We start from the raw sequence: 17,493 nt of genomic DNA on the forward strand, positions 1-17,493 counted from the left end.
AAAAAATAATGGAAAGATATATAGAAAGAATAATAAGGATCGTGCATATTTAGAAGAATTTCTACTTGTTTCGACAAAAGTATTGACTAGGAAAAGCGTAATGAGTAAAATGAAAAAGCGAATTAAAAATTTTCAGAAAATTTAAAACTTGGAGGAGTGAAAGATGAAGCAAATTTTTCAAAAGAAGCCAATTGCAAAGTTAATGCAAGAAAGTAAGCAAAAAACGTTAGCAAGAACATTGGGCGCGCTAGATTTAACTATGCTTGGAATCGGAGCAATTGTTGGAACTGGTATTTTTGTTCTAACGGGTGTTGTGGCAGCGAAACATTCTGGGCCAGCTATTATATTATCATTTGCGATTGCCGCTCTAGCTTGTGCCTTTGCTGCATTTTGTTATGCTGAATTTGCTTCTTCAGTTCCTGTCTCGGGCAGTGTGTATACGTATACATACGCGACGATGGGGGAAGTGTTCGCATTTTTAATTGGCTGGGACTTAATGCTGGAATATTTACTTGCTACATCTGCTGTAGCGAACGGTTGGTCTGCATATTTTCAATCTTTATTAAAGGGGTTTGGAATTCACATTCCGACTATTCTCTCCTCGGCTCCTGGTACAGGAAAGGGTGGAATAATTGATTTACCTGCAGTTCTAATTATTTTAGTGATGACAGTTCTTTTATCTAGGGGTGTTCGTGAAAGTGCACGAGTAAATAACATTATGGTATTTATTAAAATAGCAGTTGTTCTTATTTTTATTTTTGCTGGTTTTAATTATGTGAAACCTGAAAACTGGACGCCTTTTATGCCATTTGGTTTAGATGGTGTAATGGCTGGAGCGGCTACAGTATTCTTCGCATTCATAGGATTTGATGCAGTTTCAACAGCGGCAGAAGAAGTGAAACGTCCGCAACGTGATTTACCAATTGGTATTATTGCATCGTTATTAATTTGTACAGTTCTTTATATTGTTGTTTCGCTTATTTTGACAGGGATTGTTCCATACGGCCAGCTAAATATATCAGATCCAGTTGCTTTTGCACTTCAATTTATTGGACAAGATGGTTTAGCGGGGGTAATTTCAGTAGGAGCAATTACAGGAATTACAACAGTAATGCTAGTTATGATGTATGGGCAAGTTCGGGTTTCTTATGCGATGAGCCGAGATGGTTTACTGCCGAAGCGTCTTGCTAAAGTTCATCCGAAATTTAAAACGCCATTTTTAAATACATGGACAACGGGGATTATTGCGGCACTGATTTCAGGATTAATAGATTTAAATGTTTTAGCACATCTTGTAAATATGGGGACATTGTCAGCATTTGCACTCGTAGCTGTTGCGGTAATCGTAATGAGAAGAACTCATCCAGACTTACCAAGGGCATTTAAGGCTCCGCTTGTACCATTTTTACCAGCATTAACAGTGATTTTCTGTTTATACTTAATGCTTCAATTATCGGGGACAGCGTGGATTAGTTTTGGGATATGGATGGTTATTGGTATAGCGGTTTACTTCTTATATAGCCGAAAACATAGTGCTTTAAATAATAGTAAAAAAGAAGAAGATGTTGCAAATTTATAAGCGGAAAAATCCATTCTAACAGAATTAGAATGGATTTTTTATTTGAAAATTTACATTTTTCTGAACTTATTATAAGATAATTGTTGGCTAACTAAAGGGGTGAAATGATGAAAAATACGTGGCGTGAGTTAAGGGAGATGGACCGTAACGTATGGATTCGATTTATTGGAGAGACGTTAAATGGAATTGCAATGATGATGTTAATGCCTTTTTTTGCATTATATTTAAAAGATAAGGTAGATTCGTTGTTGGAAGTTGGGGTTATTATGGCGCTTTCTCCAATTGCTGCAAGCTTTGGATCACTTATAGGAGGGAGAATTGCTGACATATATGGAAGAAAGCCTATTATGATATTCTCTATGGCAAGTAATGCATTATTAATGCTCGGTTTTCTATTTATAGAAGGATTTATTCCATATGCGATTTTATCTATTTTTTTAGGGTTGAGTAATTCTTTATTTCATCCAGCTGCATCAGCTATGGTCGCAGATGTAACGGCACCAGAAAAAAGAACAGAGGCATATGGTTTATTACGAATGGGACACAATATAGGTGCTGCCATTGGTCCGATAATGGGAGCATCAGTAGTTGTGTTGTCAAAGAACCTTGTGTTTATTATTGCCTCTTCTACAATGCTATTTTATGCGTTACTTGTATTACTTCTTATTCAAGAGACGATGCCAAAGAGGACAGATAAGGAAGAACATAAAGAAAAGGAATCTGGGGCAGTTTGGAAAATTGTAATGCAAGATAAGGCATTAATGATTTACTTATTAGCAGGTATTATCATTTCGATGGGGTTTTCTCAAACCGAAGGCATGTTGCCACTACATTTTGATAATGAAATGAAGCGTATTTTTGGAACGAATAATCCATATCCATATTTAATGGCGTTAAACGGACTATTAGTTGTTTTATTCCAGTTTCAAATTTCAAAATGGGCTACGGATAAACCAGTCGGGAAGACGATGTTATACGGTGCATGTTTATTCGGGATTGGATTATTTTTTATAGGGTGGTTACCGAAGTGGTTTGGAGAATTTAATACAAATGCTACAATTATTTTAATAACACTACTGTTCGTTTATGCTATATATACGTTAGGTGAGATGATTATGTCGCCTGTACAGATGACATTTGTAGCAAATTTGGCCCCTGAGCATTTGAGAGGGACTTACATGGGAGCTGCAAGTTTGCAGTGGATTACAGGAAGCGCATTTGGTCCACTTTTGGGAGGTTTTTTATTAGATCGATTACTTGGTCACTTTCTATTTACAATTTTAGCTGTAGGATGTGTAGTTGCAGGTATTGTATATGTTTCTTTAGATCGCCTTGTGGAGCAAAGGCAAAAAGACACACTGACCAAACAATCGTCTTAGTGAATAGGTGACATACACAAAAAAGGGGATTTCTACATATTTTAGGTACATAACTAGATTAGATTGCCATTTTATTTTGTGTAGCTATATAGAAAATGAAATGAAAAACCAATAAGTGATGTTATTTAATTATTTATGGAAGTTACATTTTATTTCAAATAGGAACTACCTATTTTTATAAAAAGTGCTAAAATAGAAAAATGAAAACAATTGGTTAGGGTGATTTCATTGACGAAAATTAAATTAGGTTTATTATATGGTGGAAAATCAGCTGAGCATCAAGTTTCGCTACAGACGGCTCTTGCTGCTATTAAAGCGTTAAATCAAGATAAATTCGAGATTCATCCAATTTATATTACAGAACAAGGTCAATGGGTACGCGGTGAGCGTATTGAAGGTGAAGTAACAGATGTTGAAGCTTTAAAAATGAGCGGTGCAGAAAATGCGATTTCTCCGTTATCATTAAGTACAGAAATTATCCCATCTGCAGCTTCTGAGGAGAACGCTATTGACGTTATTTTCCCATTACTACATGGACCAAACGGTGAAGATGGAACGGTTCAAGGACTATTAGAATTAATGAATATCCCTTATGTAGGAAATGGTGTTCTAGCATCATCTGCTGGTATGGATAAAGTTGTTATGAAAAACATCTTTGCAGAGGCTGGTTTAAAACAAGCAAAATATGCATCCTTTATTCGTAGTGCATGGGAAAAAAACCGTGAGGAAGCTTATTCTAAAGTAGAAGATAAGTTAGGATATCCTTGCTTCGTAAAACCAGCAAACCTTGGTTCAAGTGTTGGTATTAATAAGTGTAAAAATCGTGAAGAACTTGAGGATGCATTTGTAGAGGCATTCCAATTTGATCGCAAAATTATTGTAGAAGAAAATATTGTAGGTCGTGAAGTAGAAGTTGGGGTACTAGGTAATGATGAGCCGAAATGTTCAGTTGTAGGTGAAATCGTTCCGAAAAAGGACTTCTATGATTATAAGTCGAAATATATCGATGGTGATACGGCGCTAATTATTCCAGCTGAAATGACAGAAGAAGAATCTAATGTAATTAAGCGTGATGCGATTATTGCATTCCAATCATTAGACGGTGCAGGTTTAACGCGAGCTGATTTCTTCTTAACGAAAGATGGAGAAGTGTATATTAACGAAGTAAACACAATGCCAGGATTTACACCGTTCAGTATGTTCCCTCTATTATGGCAACATACTGGGTTACCGTATCCAGAATTAATTGAAGAGCTAATTGGTTTAGCGATTGAACGTCACGAAGAAAAACAAAAAATTAAATATACAATCTAACAAAAAGGAGGAAGCACTATTCATAGGAATAGTGCTTCCTCTATGTAAGGAGCGTTTCTATATGATAAAGCGAATGTTAAAGCAAGTGGAACAGATGGTAAATGGTACTGGATTAGAAGAGCAATATGAGGGAATTACTATTCAAGGCGTGTCTATTGATACGAGAAAAATTGAAAAAGGAAACTTGTATGTTCCGATTCAAGGGGAGCGCTTCGATGGACATGCTTTTGTAGATAAAGCTGTTGAAAATGGAGCTGTGGCTACATTATGGATGAAAGATGTAGCGAATCCACCTGAGAATCTTCCGGTTATTTTTGTGGAAGACACGCTATCGGCATTGCAAATGTTAGCGAAAAATTATCGCGATCAATTGGATGTTAAAGTTGTAGGTGTAACGGGTAGTAACGGTAAAACATCTACGAAAGATATTGTAACAAGTCTTCTTGCGACTAAATTCAAAGTGCAAAAAACAGAAGGGAACTTCAATAACCATATCGGATTACCTCTTACCATTTTAAACTTAGAAGAAAATACAGAAGTAGCAGTATTAGAGATGGGTATGTCAAGCCGAGGCGAAATTGAATTCTTATCTAAGTTAGCTCGTCCTAATGCAGCTATCATTACGAATATTGGTGAGGCACATTTAATGGATTTAGGATCTCGTGAGGCAATTGCTGAAGCGAAATTAGAAATTGTTACAGGGTTACAAGAAGGTGGCGTGTTCGTATATAACGGAGATGAGCCTTTATTAACGAATCGTGTTCCTGAAATGAATTTAGCAGCAGAAACGGTTACGTTTGGTGATGCAAGAGCAAACGATTATTATCCAACGACTGTAACATTACAAGCAACTGGGACACATTTCAAAATGAATAGAGATGAAAATATTTCATTCTACTTACCGGTGTTAGGAAAACATAATGTGTATAATACACTTGCTTCAATGGCAATTGCGAAACATTTTGGTGTAACGTGGGAAGAGATGAAAGAAGGTTTAGTAACACTTCAAATGACGGGCATGCGTATGGAAATTGTGAAAACAAATAGTGGTTTAACAATTATCAACGATGCTTATAATGCAAGTCCGACGGCTATGGAAGCAGCGTTCCATTTAATGAATGGTTTAGATGGTTTTGCTAAAAAAATCGTTGTGCTTGGTGATATGTTAGAACTTGGAGATCAAGAAGTGCAGTTCCATTATGAGGTAGGAAAATTAATCGATCCAGCAAAAATCTCGCATGTATTCACATACGGTAGATTAGGGGCTCAAATTGCTGAAGGAGCGAAAATTAATTTCCCTAATGAACGTGTAAAGGCGTATGATAATAAAGAAGAGTTAGTAAAAGATTTACAAGTAGTAGTCGATGTGAAAGATGTTGTATTAATAAAAGCATCTCGCGGTATGAAGTTAGAAGAAGTAATTACGATGTTGAAATAATTGGTGTATATAAATAGGGATGATAGTTACGAAAATAGAAGAAACTTATAATAAGCGCTTACAGTAAATATAAAAAAATAAAAGTGAAGAAAAAAACTCTGAATATGAAAATAAGGTAACAGTTGGGTTTGCTTTTTACACATACAAAACTTATAATTGATAAAGTGTAATAACGTTTAGAAGTATTTTCGCGAAGAATATACGCCCGTTTATATACGTGAGCATTCAGGAAAAGGGCTTTTCCGCAAATTCGGAAAACGCCTTTTTTTAAATGATAAGTATAGGATAGAAAAGGAGAAGTAACATTGACAACATTTCGAGAATTAGGATTAAGTGAATCTTTACTGCAATCTGTTGAAAGTATGGGCTTTGAAGAGGCTACGCCGATTCAAGCTGAAACAATTCCACATGCATTGCAAGGTAAAGATATTATTGGGCAAGCGCAAACAGGTACAGGGAAAACAGCAGCATTCGGATTACCACTATTAGATAAAGTGGATACAAATAAAGAAGCAGTTCAAGGTATTGTTATCGCACCAACGCGTGAATTAGCAATTCAAGTTGGAGAAGAGCTATACAAAATTGGTAAACATAAACGCGTTCGTATTTTACCAATCTATGGTGGTCAAGATATTAACCGCCAAATTCGTGCTCTAAAAAAACACCCACACATTATTGTTGGTACGCCGGGTCGTATTTTAGATCATATTAACCGTAAAACACTTCGCTTACAAAATGTAGAGACTGTTGTTCTTGACGAAGCGGATGAAATGTTAAACATGGGCTTCATTGAAGATATTGAAGCAATTTTAACAGATGTGCCAGAAACACATCAAACATTACTATTCTCAGCGACAATGCCAGATCCAATCCGTCGTATTGCTGAGCGTTTCATGACTGAGCCTCAACACATTAAAGTAAAAGCAAAAGAAGTAACAATGCCAAACATTCAGCAGTTCTATTTAGAAGTGCAAGAAAAGAAAAAGTTTGACGTGTTAACACGCTTGCTAGATATTCAATCTCCAGAGCTTGCAATCGTATTCGGTCGTACAAAACGTCGTGTTGATGAATTATCAGAAGCGTTAAACTTACGTGGTTATGCAGCAGAAGGTATTCACGGTGACTTAACACAAGCGAAACGTATGTCTGTATTACGTAAATTTAAAGAAGGTGCTATTGAAGTTCTTGTTGCAACAGATGTTGCTGCACGTGGTCTTGATATTTCAGGTGTAACACACGTATATAACTTCGATATCCCACAAGATCCAGAATCATACGTTCACCGTATCGGTCGTACTGGCCGTGCAGGTAAAAAAGGTATTGCAATGTTATTTGTAACACCACGTGAATCAGGGCAATTAAAAAATATCGAGCGCACAACAAAACGTAAAGTTGATCGTATGGAAGCACCGACACTTGACGAAGCATTAGAAGGTCAACAACGTTTAATCGCTGAAAAACTTCAAAGCACAATTCAAAATGAAAATTTATCATACTACAAGCGTATTGCAGAAGAAATGTTAGAAGAGAACGACTCTGTAACAGTAGTAGCTGCTGCTTTAAAAATGATGACAAAAGAGCCGGATACAACTCCAATCGCTTTAACATCAGAACCACCAGTTGTTGCAAGAGGTGGCGGTTCTAAAAAACGCGGCGGTAACGGAGGCGGATACCGTGATGGTAACCGTAATCGTAGTCGTGATGGACGCGGCGGTGGCGATGGACGTAATCGTGACCGTAACCGTGATGGAAACCGTGATCGCAATCGTGATGGTAACCGCGATCGTAATCGTGATGGTGGTAGTCGTGGTCGTAGAGGTGAAGGCCAAGGTCGCCCTGGTTCTTCAAATGGACGCGGCGAAAGAAAACATCATAGCCGTCCACAAGCTTAATAAAAAAAAGAGAATGCCCTTTGCGGGCATTCTCTTTTTTTATTTCTATAATTGTGCATACTACATAATAGTTATGATAGAAAAGGGGCTGTTATATGCTTGTAAGGCTTGGTTACGTTGCGATGAGTGTACATTTGAAGAATGCATCTCCATCTCAAACGATGACGTATGCACAGTTTCAGAAATTAGATGATCGTGCTGCTGCAATTCGTAAACTTGAAAGAATTGCTAATTCCAATTTAGAAAATTGTTTACGTTTATTAAAGCATAATAAAGGGCATGACATATCTTTCTTTCGGCTCAGTTCAAAGCTCATTCCTTTAGCGAATCATGAGGAATTGCTAGAGTGGAACTATATTCGTCCTTTAAAAGAAAATTTAAAAAAACTAGGTGAATATGCAGTTCATATGAATATGAGAATTGATTTCCATCCAGATCATTTTGTTGTACTAAATTCACCTGAGGAGAGTGTTTTTAAACAATCTGTAAAAACATTGCAGATGCACAAAAAATTATTAAAAGGCATGGGGATTGAACATAAGCAACGATGTATACTGCATGTTGGAGGAGGATATAAAGATAAAGAACTTGCATTAGAGCGCTTTATAGAGAATTGGTCGAATGTCCCAAGGAGTATTCAAGAAATGATTATATTAGAAAATGATGATACAACCTTTACGTTAGAGGAAACATTATATTTAGGAGAAAAATTAGATATTCCCGTCGTATTTGACTTGCATCACCATATGATGAATAATGAGCAAGAAGATTGGTATGAAGATTGGGCACGTGTCGTTCATACGTGGGAAACGTCTTTGTTGCCGGTTAAAATGCATATCTCTAGCCCTAGAGAGGGGAAAGATCCAAGAGCCCATGCAGATTATATTAATGTAGACGCATTTTTATCTTTTTTAAGAAGGATAAAGGGAAGTGTTCCGCAAATTGATTGTATGATTGAGGCGAAGATGAAGGATGAGTCTTTATTTCAATTAATGAGAGATTTAAGTGAACAAGTAGATGTAGAAATTATCGATGGTGCAAGCTTTTATATTAAATAAGCTTTGCACCATCGTTTTTTTGGGTTAAAAAAGGGGTTAAAATGCCACCGGTTATTAAACCTGTTAAATGACTGATCGGATTGGCAGAAGGGTTAAAGAAAGTAAATAGCAGTAATAGAAGAATCATAATTGAGAAAATGGCAATTTCTTTTGGTTTTGAAGAGCGGTATCGATTGTACAATAAAAATAACTGTGCACCTAATAGTCCGAAAATACCACCTGATGCACCTGCGTGAATATATTCAAGCGGCATAATAATATAAGAAGAAATATTTCCGGAAATTCCAGAGAGAAAAAATAGAATAAAAAAAGAAAAGTGTCCGAGTTGCTTTTCGATAGAGGAACCAAGAGCAAACAAAAAAATACTATTAGAAAGAAAATGTTGTAAGTCTACGTGTACGAGAAGAGAAGTTATGACACGCCACCATTCTCCTTTAGCGATATATTCATTAGAGGCTGCCAGTGGTAAGAGAAAAAAGTCGCCTAATATCATCATGACTAAATGAATAAGAAGTAAGGTAAGAATAGTCGGTTGTAAAGAAATATGAGTGGATCTTATTAGCATACGGTTACTTTCCCCCCTTTTGCATCAGAAAGATTCTCTGTTATTCTTATAAATATGAAAGAAGAAAGTTAAATAGAAGAAGGGGATTTCGAAATGATTATAGGGATTGGTATCGATATTATTGAATTAAATCGTATTGAAAAAATGCTAGATGGAAAGCTTAAATTTATGGAACGTATTTTAACGGAAAATGAACGTAATGTTGCTATGGAGCTGAAAGGAAGTCGCCTTACAGAGTTTGTAGCTGGAAGGTTTGCAGCGAAAGAGGCGTATTCAAAAGCTGTAGGTACTGGTATCGGAAAAGAAGTGAGTTTTTTAGATATTGAAGTGAAAAATGATGAAAGAGGTAAGCCAATTCTGATTACAAGTACAGAGTATATTGTTCATTTATCAATTAGTCATAGTAAGGAATTTGCTGTTGCTCAAGTTGTTTTAGAAAGCTCGTCACGCTAGTCTGCATATTTTATATCTTTGTCTCATATATTTGAGGTAGCGATAAGGAAGGTACATCTTCCATTCATTTATAGGGGCAAAGGGGCTGAATTGATGAAAAGGCGTCTGTTTTTAGTTCTTGTCGGTTTGTTGACCGTTTTTGTGTTGGCGGGTTGTATGGAAAAGAAGCAAGATGATGTCGTGAGAGATTTAGAATCAAAAGTAAAAGGGATGAAAAGTTATCAAGCTGAGGCAAAATTATCTATTAAAACAGGCAATGAGCCTCAAGAGTATAACGTAGAGATTTGGCATAAGGAACCGTCTTTTTATCGTGTGAATTTAAAAAATGCAAAAAAAGATCAGAGCCAAATTATTTTGAGAAATGAAGAAGGTGTATTTGTATTAACGCCAGCACTTAATAAGAGCTTCCGTTTTCAAAGTGATTGGCCGCAAAATAGTAGCCAGGCTTATTTATATGAATCACTTGTAAGAGATATTTTGCAGGACAAGAAAAACCTTACTTTTGAGAAAACAGATAAGTATTATATTTTTAAAACAAAAACAAACTATCAACATCAAAATATGTTGCCGAGACAAGAGATTACATTGAATAAGAGCGACTTGACTCCAGTTTCAGTGAAGTTAATGGATAATGATCAAAATGTTCTTGTGAAAGTAGATTTCTCTAAAGTGAAATTCGATGCGAAATTTGATAAAGGTGCATTTGATACGAAACAAAATATGTCTAGAGCACAGGTAGATGTTCAAACAACAGCGAAAGAAGACAAACCGTTTGCTATTTTGTATCCACTTGATACACCACAAGGTATGACTCTGAAAGATGAAAAAGAGTTGAAGACAGACAGTGGCAAGCGTGCGATACTCACATACACTGGAAATAAGAAATCCTTTACTTTAATACAAGAAAAGGCAAAAGTTGCAGAGGCATCATCAGCGGTAAGTGTAAGTGGAGAACCAGTTGATCTTGGGTTTACGATTGGTGCATTGACGAAAGACTCTGTAACGTGGTCGCATAACGGAGTAGAATATATGCTCGTGTCTAAAGGTTTAGAGCCGAAGGAGCTGTTAATGGTTGCTCGTTCAGTTACAGCGAAGCAGGTGAAGTAAACTTCTTAGACGTGGTGATATATGTGCACCACGTCTTTTCTTAGTTTGAAGGTGGATTTCATAAAAGAAGCATATAAAAGAATAAGCTTCGCATATCGTGTATAAGGAAGTGTATTTATGGAAGAAGCACCATTTTACCGTGACACTTGGGTGGAAGTGGATTTAGATGCCATTTATAACAACGTTACACATATTAAAGAGTTCATCTCAAGTAATGTAGAGATTTTTGCTGTAGTTAAAGCAAACGCATATGGGCACGATTATGTACCGGTGGCTAAAACGGCATTAGAAGCAGGTGCAACGAGGTTAGCTGTTGCTTTTTTAGATGAAGCTTTAGTGCTTCGGAGGGCTGGTATTACTGAACCGATTTTAGTGTTAGGTCCCTCGCCGCCGCGTGATGTAAATGTAGCTGCTGAAAATGATGTAGCGCTAACTGTTTTTCAAAAAGAATGGGTGGAAGAAGCAATTAAACTTTGGGATGGTTCATCTGTAATGAAATTCCATATTAACTTTGATAGTGGTATGGGGAGAATTGGAATACGTGAAAGAAAAGAGCTAAAAGAATTTTTAAAGAGTTTAGAGGGTGCACCGTTTTTAGAGTTAGAAGGAGTATACACGCATTTTGCAACGGCAGATGAGGTTGAGACTTCGTATTTTGATAAGCAATATAACACGTTCTTGGAGCAGTTAAGTTGGTTGAAAGAATTCGGAGTGGATCCTAAGTTTGTTCATACAGCTAATAGTGCTGCGACGTTACGTTTTCAAGGGATTACATTTAATGCAGTGCGAATTGGGATTGCAATGTATGGATTATCTCCTTCTGTAGAAATACGTCCTTTTTTACCATTTGAATTAGAACCGGCGCTATCACTTCATACGAAAGTTGCTCATATTAAACAGGTAATTAAAGGTGATGGAATTAGTTATAACGTCACCTATCGAACGAAAACGGAAGAATGGATTGCGACTGTAGCGATTGGCTATGCAGATGGGTGGCTTAGAAGGTTACAAGGATTTGAAGTGCTTATAAATGGTAAAAGGGTACCGATTGTAGGGCGAGTAACAATGGATCAGTTCATGATTCATCTTCCTTGTGAAGTGCCACTTGGTACGAAAGTTACGCTTATTGGAAGGCAAGGAGATGAGTATATTAGCGCTACAGAGGTTGCGGAATACTCAGGGACTATTAATTATGAAATTATTGCAACGATCAGTTTCCGTGTGCCAAGAATATTTATACGGAATGGTAAGGTTGTAGAGATAATTAATTACTTGAACAATATATAGAAGGTAGTATGATTGCTTCTTGTCATTGGAGTGACTGTTCATTGCTGGATAATAAGCTCTTTTTGATGAGAAGCTTTTTACTTATAATCATTTTTTATATAAGTTGCACGTAAGTTTTGAAGAGGAGTTCTATTGTTTTTAGTTAGTTATGAGATAAAAAATTTAAGAAGATGAATGTTTTGTTTGTGAATTGGAAAACATAAGCAAGGAATAAGGAAGTCTTTGCAACAGGCTCCATACAATGGTATTATTACAATAGGTGTCATATATATATTTGGGTGTGTAGTTGACGGTGGAGGTGTATTTTTGTGTCCGAATCAAGTGTAACTACTGAAATCGTGGTTCGGTTGCCAAAGCAAATGGTAACGGAATTGGACGGAATTGGAAAACAAGAGAATAAGAATCGCCATGAACTAATTTGCCAGGCAACACAATTGTTATTGCGTCAACATAAGACGAAGAAACGCTACCAACATGAATCAATGCGACGTGGGTACATTGAAATGGGAAAAATTAATCTTGGTATTGCATCTGAAGCTTTCTTAGCAGAGTATGAAGCAGCTCATACAGTAGAACGCTTAGTTAGCGGGGGGTAATATTTTGATTGTAAAACGCGGCGACGTGTATTTTGCAGACCTTTCCCCAGTTGTTGGTTCTGAGCAAGGAGGCGTTCGTCCGGTTCTTGTCATTCAAAATGACATCGGAAATCGTTTTAGTCCAACGGTGATTGTAGCGGCTATTACTGCACAGATTCAAAAAGCGAAATTACCCACTCATGTGGAAATTGATGCGAAAAAGTATGGTTTTGAGAGAGATTCTGTTATTTTACTTGAGCAGATTCGAACAATCGATAAGCAACGCTTAACGGACAAAATCACTCATTTGGATGAAGTGATGATGAGTCGTGTAGATGAAGCGTTACAAATTAGTTTAGGACTAATAGATTTTTAAATCGGCAGTTTAAGTTGCTCTCTTTGAAGGGCAACTTTTTTTATTATAGAGGAGGTTACGGTTGTATATGGAAATGGTAGATAATCGACAAGCGTTAATGAAAATGTTAGTGAAAGAATTAGGCTTTACCGAAAAGCAAGTTCGTCATGTTATTCAATTAACAGAAGAAGGTAACACAGTTCCATTTATTGCTCGTTACCGAAAAGAATGGACAGGCTCTTTAGATGAGGTGCAGATTCGTACGATTTTAGAGAGATGGCAATATATGATGCAACTTGAAGATAGGAAGGAAGAAGTTCTTCGTCTTATTGATGAGAAGGGGAAACTGACAGAAGAGCTACGACAGCAAATTGTTAAAGCTACAAAGTTGCAAGAAGTAGAAGATCTATATCGTCCATATAAAGAGAAAAGAAGAACGAAAGCGACAATTGCTAAAGAAAAAGGATTAGAACCATTAGCTGAATGGTTATTGTTATATAAGAAAGAAGATCCGGCTAAAAAGGCAGTGGAATTTATTAATGTAGAGAAAGAAGTGCAATCTGCAGAAGAAGCTTTACAAGGTGCACAAGACATTATTGCAGAAATGGTTTCAGATGAAGCTGCGTATCGTAGTTGGATTCGAAATGTTACTTTTAGAAAAGGTGTTATGTCTTCGTCTGTGAAAGATGAAGAAAAAGATGAAAAGAATATATATGAAATGTATTACAGTTATGAAGAACCATTGCAAAAAGTAGTGCCACATCGTGTATTAGCAATGAATCGTGGCGAGAAAGAAGATATATTGAGAGTTGCTGTTGTTCCGCCAGTAGATGAGATAGTAACTTTTTTAAATAAGAAAGTAATTCGTGATAACGATTCGAAAAGTGCACATTATGTACAATTAGCGATTGAAGATGGTTATAAACGATTAATTCAATCTTCAATCGAAAGAGAAATTCGTAAAGAATTAACAGAAACAGCTGAAGAACAAGCGATACATATTTTCTCTGAGAACTTACGTAACTTATTATTACAACCTCCGATGAAAGGGAAAGTCGTGCTAGCGGTAGATCCGGCATATAGAACTGGTTGTAAATTGTCTGTAGTAGATGATACGGGGAAAGTACTACATATCGATGTTATTTATCCGCATCCACCTGTTCGTAAATATGATGATGCAAAAACGAAAGTTCTTTCTATTATAGATAAATATCAAGTTGAAATGATTGCAATTGGTAATGGAACAGCATCTAGAGAAACAGAAGAGTTTATAGTAGATGTATTACAAAGTGTGAACCGAGATGTCTTTTATATTATTGTAAATGAAGCGGGTGCTAGTGTATATTCAGCTTCTGATTTAGCTCGTGAGGAATTCCCAAATTTACAAGTTGAAGAGAGAAGTGCCGTTTCTATTGGAAGACGTCTGCAAGATCCACTTGCTGAACTTGTGAAAATTGATCCTAAATCAGTTGGGGTTGGACAATACCAACATGATGTATCTCAAAAGAGACTGAATGAGTCATTAACATTTGTAGTAGAAACAGCTGTTAACCAAGTTGGGGTTAATGTAAATACGGCTTCGGTTGCATTGTTACAATATGTTTCAGGTTTATCGAAAACTGTTGCGAAAAATATTGTGGCAAAGAGAGAAGAAGATGGGAAATTCACGAAGCGCACGGAATTAAAGAAAATCCCGCGTTTAGGTGCAAAGACGTATGAACAATGTATAGGTTTCTTACGTATACTAGAAGGAGCGAATCCATTAGATCGAACAGGTATTCATCCAGAGCAATATAAAAATGTTGAATTGTTATTGAAGAGTCTAGGGTTATCGATAGATGACGTAGGACAACCGCAATTACAAAAGAGATTGGAAGAAGTAGAGATTTCTAAGTTATCTCAAGAAACAGGAGTTGGGGAGCCGACGTTAGTTGATATTATAGATGCGCTTATTAGTCCAGAAAGAGATATGAGGGATGAGTTGCCTAAACCACTTCTGAAAAAAGGGATTTTGAAATTAGAAGATTTAAAACGTGGTATGGAACTAGAAGGAACAGTTCGTAACGTTGTTGATTTTGGTGCTTTTGTTGATGTTGGCGTAAAGCAAGATGGTTTAGTACATATTTCTAAACTTAGCAAACAGTTTGTAAAGCATCCGTTAGATGTTGTATCAGTAGGGCAAATTGTAAAAGTATGGGTAGATGATATTGATACAAAAAAAGGACGCGTTGCACTATCTATGTTGCCGATTGAATAGTAAGAGAAGAGAGCAGATGAAACTGCTCTTTTTTTATGGAATAAAAAGTGTAATGGATTATGAGCTTTGATGTATTTTGCTATAATAAAACCAGCATTCATTTAATAATTTAATTTGATACCGGTTTTTTTCGAAATATGCACGTTGCATTTGTTTTTTTAGCCACGTAGGCATAGGAATCCCTCCTTGTTTAATCCTGCTCTCAAAAATCTAAAATGCTATTGATGAGAGGTTGGTGAGTGGATTTCTATTCATGTTTTGTTTTTAGAAACCACGCTTCTTACATGAGGATGGGTATATGTACTATTTAATATATGTATAAGAAGGGAGAAAAGTGTAAAAATATTTTTTTGTTTAGGAGGAATGAGAGTGGATGAGCAAGAAATTCAGCGACTAGTGGAAGAAGTGTCACTACAATACTTTGAGATGCCGTTCTTACATAAAGCAGTGTTTAATAATAGATTACGTACAACTGGTGGGCGTTATTTATTGAAGAGTCATAATATCGAACTGAATTATCGATATTACGAAGTGTATGGTGAAGAAGAGTTAGTCGGGATTATTAAACATGAGCTTTGTCATTATCACTTACATATTGCAGGAAGAGGGTATAAGCACAGGGACAGGGATTTTCGTGAGTTGTTAAAGAAAGTTGATGCACCACGTTTTTGTAAACAAATGATTAATGAAGAGAAGGAAAAAAAGATTTATGAGTATGAATGTATGGAGTGTTCACTTCAATATGTAAGAAGGCGTCAAATAAATACAAAAAGATATGTCTGTGGAAAGTGTAAAGGGAAACTCAAACCGATATCGAAAACATCTTGACAGTAAAAACGCAATCCAGTATATTATAAACATGTCACGTTTGAACAAGATGTTGTTAAAAACTTCTTGACTTACAGAGAGAATTTTTATAAGATACAAATTGTCTTCATTATTCCGCAGTAGCTCAGTGGTAGAGCTATCGGCTGTTAACCGATCGGTCGTAGGTTCGAGTCCTACCTGCGGAGCCATACAGAGAAGTACCCAAGTGGCTCAAGGGGCTCCCCTGCTAAGGGAGTAGATCGCTAACGCGGTGCGAGGGTTCGAATCCCTTCTTCTCTGCCATACATATTGGCCCGTTGGTCAAGTGGTTAAGACACCGCCCTTTCACGGCGGTAACACGGGTTCGAATCCCGTACGGGTCACCACTTTTGGAGGATTAGCTCAGCTGGGAGAGCACCTGCCTTACAAGCAGGGGGTCGGCGGTTCGATCCCGTCATCCTCCACCATATAATTTTATATGAATAGTATTGTCGCGGGGTGGAGCAGCACGGTAGCTCGTCGGGCTCATAACCCGAAGGTCGCAGGTTCAAATCCTGTCCCCGCAACCAAATGGTCCCGTGGTGTAGTGGTTAACATGCCTGCCTGTCACGCAGGAGATCGCCGGTTCGACCCCGGTCGGGACCGCCATTTTAATTTCTGCTATATAGCAGTTGTTTTTTATTGGACATTATGGTAAAATAACATTTGTCTTTGAAAAGAAGATAATTATTTCGATGGGCTATAGCCAAGCGGTAAGGCAACGGACTTTGACTCCGTCATGCGCTGGTTCGAATCCAGCTAGCCCAGCCATTTACGAGCCATTAGCTCAGTTGGTAGAGCATCTGACTTTTAATCAGAGGGTCGAAGGTTCGAGTCCTTCATGGCTCACTTTTGTTTTTTCCGCGCGGTCGTGGCGGAACGGCAGACGCGCTAGGTTGAGGGCCTAGTGGGGGAAACCCCGTGGAGGTTCAAGTCCTCTCGGCCGCATCAAAAAAATCTTAAAAAAAGTACTTGCATTTGAAAATGTAGTATGATAAGATAATTGAGTCGCCAAATTACAACGACGAAAAAACATCATGAATAAGCGCCCGTAGCTCAATTGGATAGAGCGTTTGACTACGGATCAAGAGGTTAGGGGTTCGACTCCTCTCGGGCGCGCCAATTACGGGAAGTGGCTCAGCTTGGTAGAGCACCTGGTTTGGGACCAGGGGGTCGCAGGTTCAAATCCTGTCTTCCCGACCACGCGGGTGTAGTTTAGTGGTAAAACAAGAGCCTTCCAAGCTCTGGTCGAGAGTTCGATTCTCTTCACCCGCTTTTAGTTCTTTGAAAACTGAACGAAACAAACAACGTGAAACGTCAATTTTTATTTTAGATGCTAGACAAACTAACTTTATTGGAGAGTTTGATCCTGGCTCAGGATGAACGCT

The 17,493-nt window shown here is 37.4% G+C and carries 15 protein-coding genes and 12 tRNA genes; 25 read left to right on the forward strand and 2 right to left on the reverse strand.

Annotated elements, in window-relative coordinates:
- The first annotated feature begins 163 nt into the window (after window positions 1-163).
- The 6 genes from ACTFRY_RS27630 to uvsE all read left to right on the forward strand — a co-directional run bounded on the left by ACTFRY_RS27630 (window position 164) and on the right by uvsE (window position 8,660).
- Entirely contained in the window at window positions 164-1,579 is a 1,416-nt protein-coding gene (locus ACTFRY_RS27630; RefSeq protein ID WP_000809361.1) for an amino acid permease, read from the forward strand.
- Window positions 1,580-1,686: 107 nt separating this feature from the next.
- A complete protein-coding gene (locus ACTFRY_RS27635) occupies window positions 1,687-2,958 on the forward strand; it encodes an MDR family MFS transporter (RefSeq protein ID WP_000799719.1) in 1,272 nt (423 codons plus the stop codon).
- A 228-nt stretch (window positions 2,959-3,186) separates the two neighbouring features.
- Window positions 3,187-4,272, forward strand: a complete 1,086-nt coding sequence (locus ACTFRY_RS27640) for a D-alanine--D-alanine ligase (protein WP_098617299.1) — start codon at window positions 3,187-3,189, stop codon at window positions 4,270-4,272.
- A 61-nt stretch (window positions 4,273-4,333) separates the two neighbouring features.
- Window positions 4,334-5,710, forward strand: coding sequence for a UDP-N-acetylmuramoyl-tripeptide--D-alanyl-D-alanine ligase (murF, locus tag ACTFRY_RS27645; protein ID WP_098617298.1), 1,377 nt, complete (start codon window positions 4,334-4,336; stop codon window positions 5,708-5,710).
- 305 nt (window positions 5,711-6,015) lie between these two features.
- Window positions 6,016-7,602 (forward strand): DEAD/DEAH box helicase, encoded by a 1,587-nt coding sequence (locus ACTFRY_RS27650; RefSeq protein ID WP_000206600.1) that lies wholly within the window; start codon window positions 6,016-6,018, stop codon window positions 7,600-7,602.
- Between the two features lie 95 nt (window positions 7,603-7,697).
- Window positions 7,698-8,660: a UV DNA damage repair endonuclease UvsE gene (uvsE, locus tag ACTFRY_RS27655; protein WP_061664843.1), complete on the forward strand. Its 963-nt coding sequence runs from the start codon at window positions 7,698-7,700 to the stop codon at window positions 8,658-8,660.
- On the opposite strand, the gene ACTFRY_RS27660 is transcribed toward uvsE, so the two are convergent.
- Window positions 8,653-9,225: a rhomboid family intramembrane serine protease gene (locus ACTFRY_RS27660; protein WP_000908524.1), complete on the reverse strand. Its 573-nt coding sequence runs from the start codon at window positions 9,223-9,225 to the stop codon at window positions 8,653-8,655. The genes uvsE and ACTFRY_RS27660 overlap by 8 nt on opposite strands.
- Window positions 9,226-9,318: 93 nt before the next feature.
- On the opposite strand from ACTFRY_RS27660, the gene acpS reads away from it, so the two are divergent.
- From acpS to ACTFRY_RS27690, 6 genes are all read left to right on the forward strand, one after another.
- Window positions 9,319-9,678: a holo-ACP synthase gene (gene acpS / locus ACTFRY_RS27665; protein ID WP_000583417.1), complete on the forward strand. Its 360-nt coding sequence runs from the start codon at window positions 9,319-9,321 to the stop codon at window positions 9,676-9,678.
- Between the two features lie 156 nt (window positions 9,679-9,834).
- Window positions 9,835-10,785 carry a LolA family protein gene (locus ACTFRY_RS27670; protein ID WP_002060618.1) on the forward strand — a complete coding sequence of 317 codons (951 nt, stop codon included), beginning with the start codon at window positions 9,835-9,837 and terminating at the stop codon, window positions 10,783-10,785.
- Window positions 10,786-10,902: 117 nt separating this feature from the next.
- Window positions 10,903-12,072, forward strand: coding sequence for an alanine racemase (gene alr, locus ACTFRY_RS27675; protein ID WP_098617297.1), 1,170 nt, complete (start codon window positions 10,903-10,905; stop codon window positions 12,070-12,072).
- Window positions 12,073-12,380: 308 nt separating this feature from the next.
- Window positions 12,381-12,668, forward strand: coding sequence for an antitoxin EndoAI (locus ACTFRY_RS27680; protein WP_000004570.1), 288 nt, complete (start codon window positions 12,381-12,383; stop codon window positions 12,666-12,668).
- A 4-nt stretch (window positions 12,669-12,672) separates the two neighbouring features.
- On the forward strand, window positions 12,673-13,023 hold the full coding sequence (gene ndoA / locus ACTFRY_RS27685; protein ID WP_000635965.1) for a type II toxin-antitoxin system endoribonuclease NdoA: 351 nt from the start codon (window positions 12,673-12,675) through the stop codon (window positions 13,021-13,023).
- Window positions 13,024-13,090: 67 nt separating this feature from the next.
- The gene (locus ACTFRY_RS27690) at window positions 13,091-15,259 is read left to right on the forward strand and encodes a Tex family protein (protein WP_000426236.1); all 2,169 of its coding nucleotides are present in this window, start codon (window positions 13,091-13,093) and stop codon (window positions 15,257-15,259) included.
- 57 nt (window positions 15,260-15,316) lie between these two features.
- Here the strand turns inward: ACTFRY_RS27690 and cmpA are convergent, their stop codons facing one another.
- Window positions 15,317-15,433 (reverse strand): cortex morphogenetic protein CmpA, encoded by a 117-nt coding sequence (gene cmpA / locus ACTFRY_RS27695; protein ID WP_001143642.1) that lies wholly within the window; start codon window positions 15,431-15,433, stop codon window positions 15,317-15,319.
- 195 nt (window positions 15,434-15,628) lie between these two features.
- Here cmpA and ACTFRY_RS27700 point away from each other — a divergent pair, with 195 nt between their 5' ends.
- The 13 genes from ACTFRY_RS27700 to ACTFRY_RS27760 all read left to right on the forward strand — a co-directional run bounded on the left by ACTFRY_RS27700 (window position 15,629) and on the right by ACTFRY_RS27760 (window position 17,380).
- The gene (locus ACTFRY_RS27700; protein ID WP_098617296.1) at window positions 15,629-16,087 is read left to right on the forward strand and encodes a SprT family protein; all 459 of its coding nucleotides are present in this window, start codon (window positions 15,629-15,631) and stop codon (window positions 16,085-16,087) included.
- 113 nt (window positions 16,088-16,200) lie between these two features.
- Window positions 16,201-16,275, forward strand: a tRNA-Asn gene (locus ACTFRY_RS27705).
- A 3-nt stretch (window positions 16,276-16,278) separates the two neighbouring features.
- A tRNA-Ser gene (locus ACTFRY_RS27710) sits at window positions 16,279-16,369 on the forward strand.
- Between the two features lie 8 nt (window positions 16,370-16,377).
- Window positions 16,378-16,452 (forward strand) — tRNA-Glu (locus ACTFRY_RS27715).
- Between the two features lie 5 nt (window positions 16,453-16,457).
- A tRNA-Val gene (locus ACTFRY_RS27720) sits at window positions 16,458-16,533 on the forward strand.
- 25 nt (window positions 16,534-16,558) lie between these two features.
- A tRNA-Met gene (locus ACTFRY_RS27725) sits at window positions 16,559-16,635 on the forward strand.
- A gap of 3 nt (window positions 16,636-16,638) precedes the next feature.
- Window positions 16,639-16,714, forward strand: a tRNA-Asp gene (locus ACTFRY_RS27730).
- A gap of 87 nt (window positions 16,715-16,801) precedes the next feature.
- Window positions 16,802-16,876 (forward strand) — tRNA-Gln (locus ACTFRY_RS27735).
- Window positions 16,877-16,881: 5 nt separating this feature from the next.
- Window positions 16,882-16,954, forward strand: a tRNA-Lys gene (locus ACTFRY_RS27740).
- 16 nt (window positions 16,955-16,970) lie between these two features.
- Window positions 16,971-17,053, forward strand: a tRNA-Leu gene (locus ACTFRY_RS27745).
- A 97-nt stretch (window positions 17,054-17,150) separates the two neighbouring features.
- Window positions 17,151-17,227, forward strand: a tRNA-Arg gene (locus ACTFRY_RS27750).
- A 4-nt stretch (window positions 17,228-17,231) separates the two neighbouring features.
- Window positions 17,232-17,308: transfer RNA gene (locus tag ACTFRY_RS27755), tRNA-Pro, on the forward strand.
- 1 nt (window position 17,309) lies between these two features.
- Window positions 17,310-17,380 (forward strand) — tRNA-Gly (locus ACTFRY_RS27760).
- Window positions 17,381-17,493: the final 113 nt, after the last annotated feature.

The organism is Bacillus cereus group sp. MYBK195-1 (genome assembly GCF_051916605.1).
Taxonomy (GTDB): Bacteria; Bacillota; Bacilli; order Bacillales; family Bacillaceae_G; genus Bacillus_A; species Bacillus_A cereus.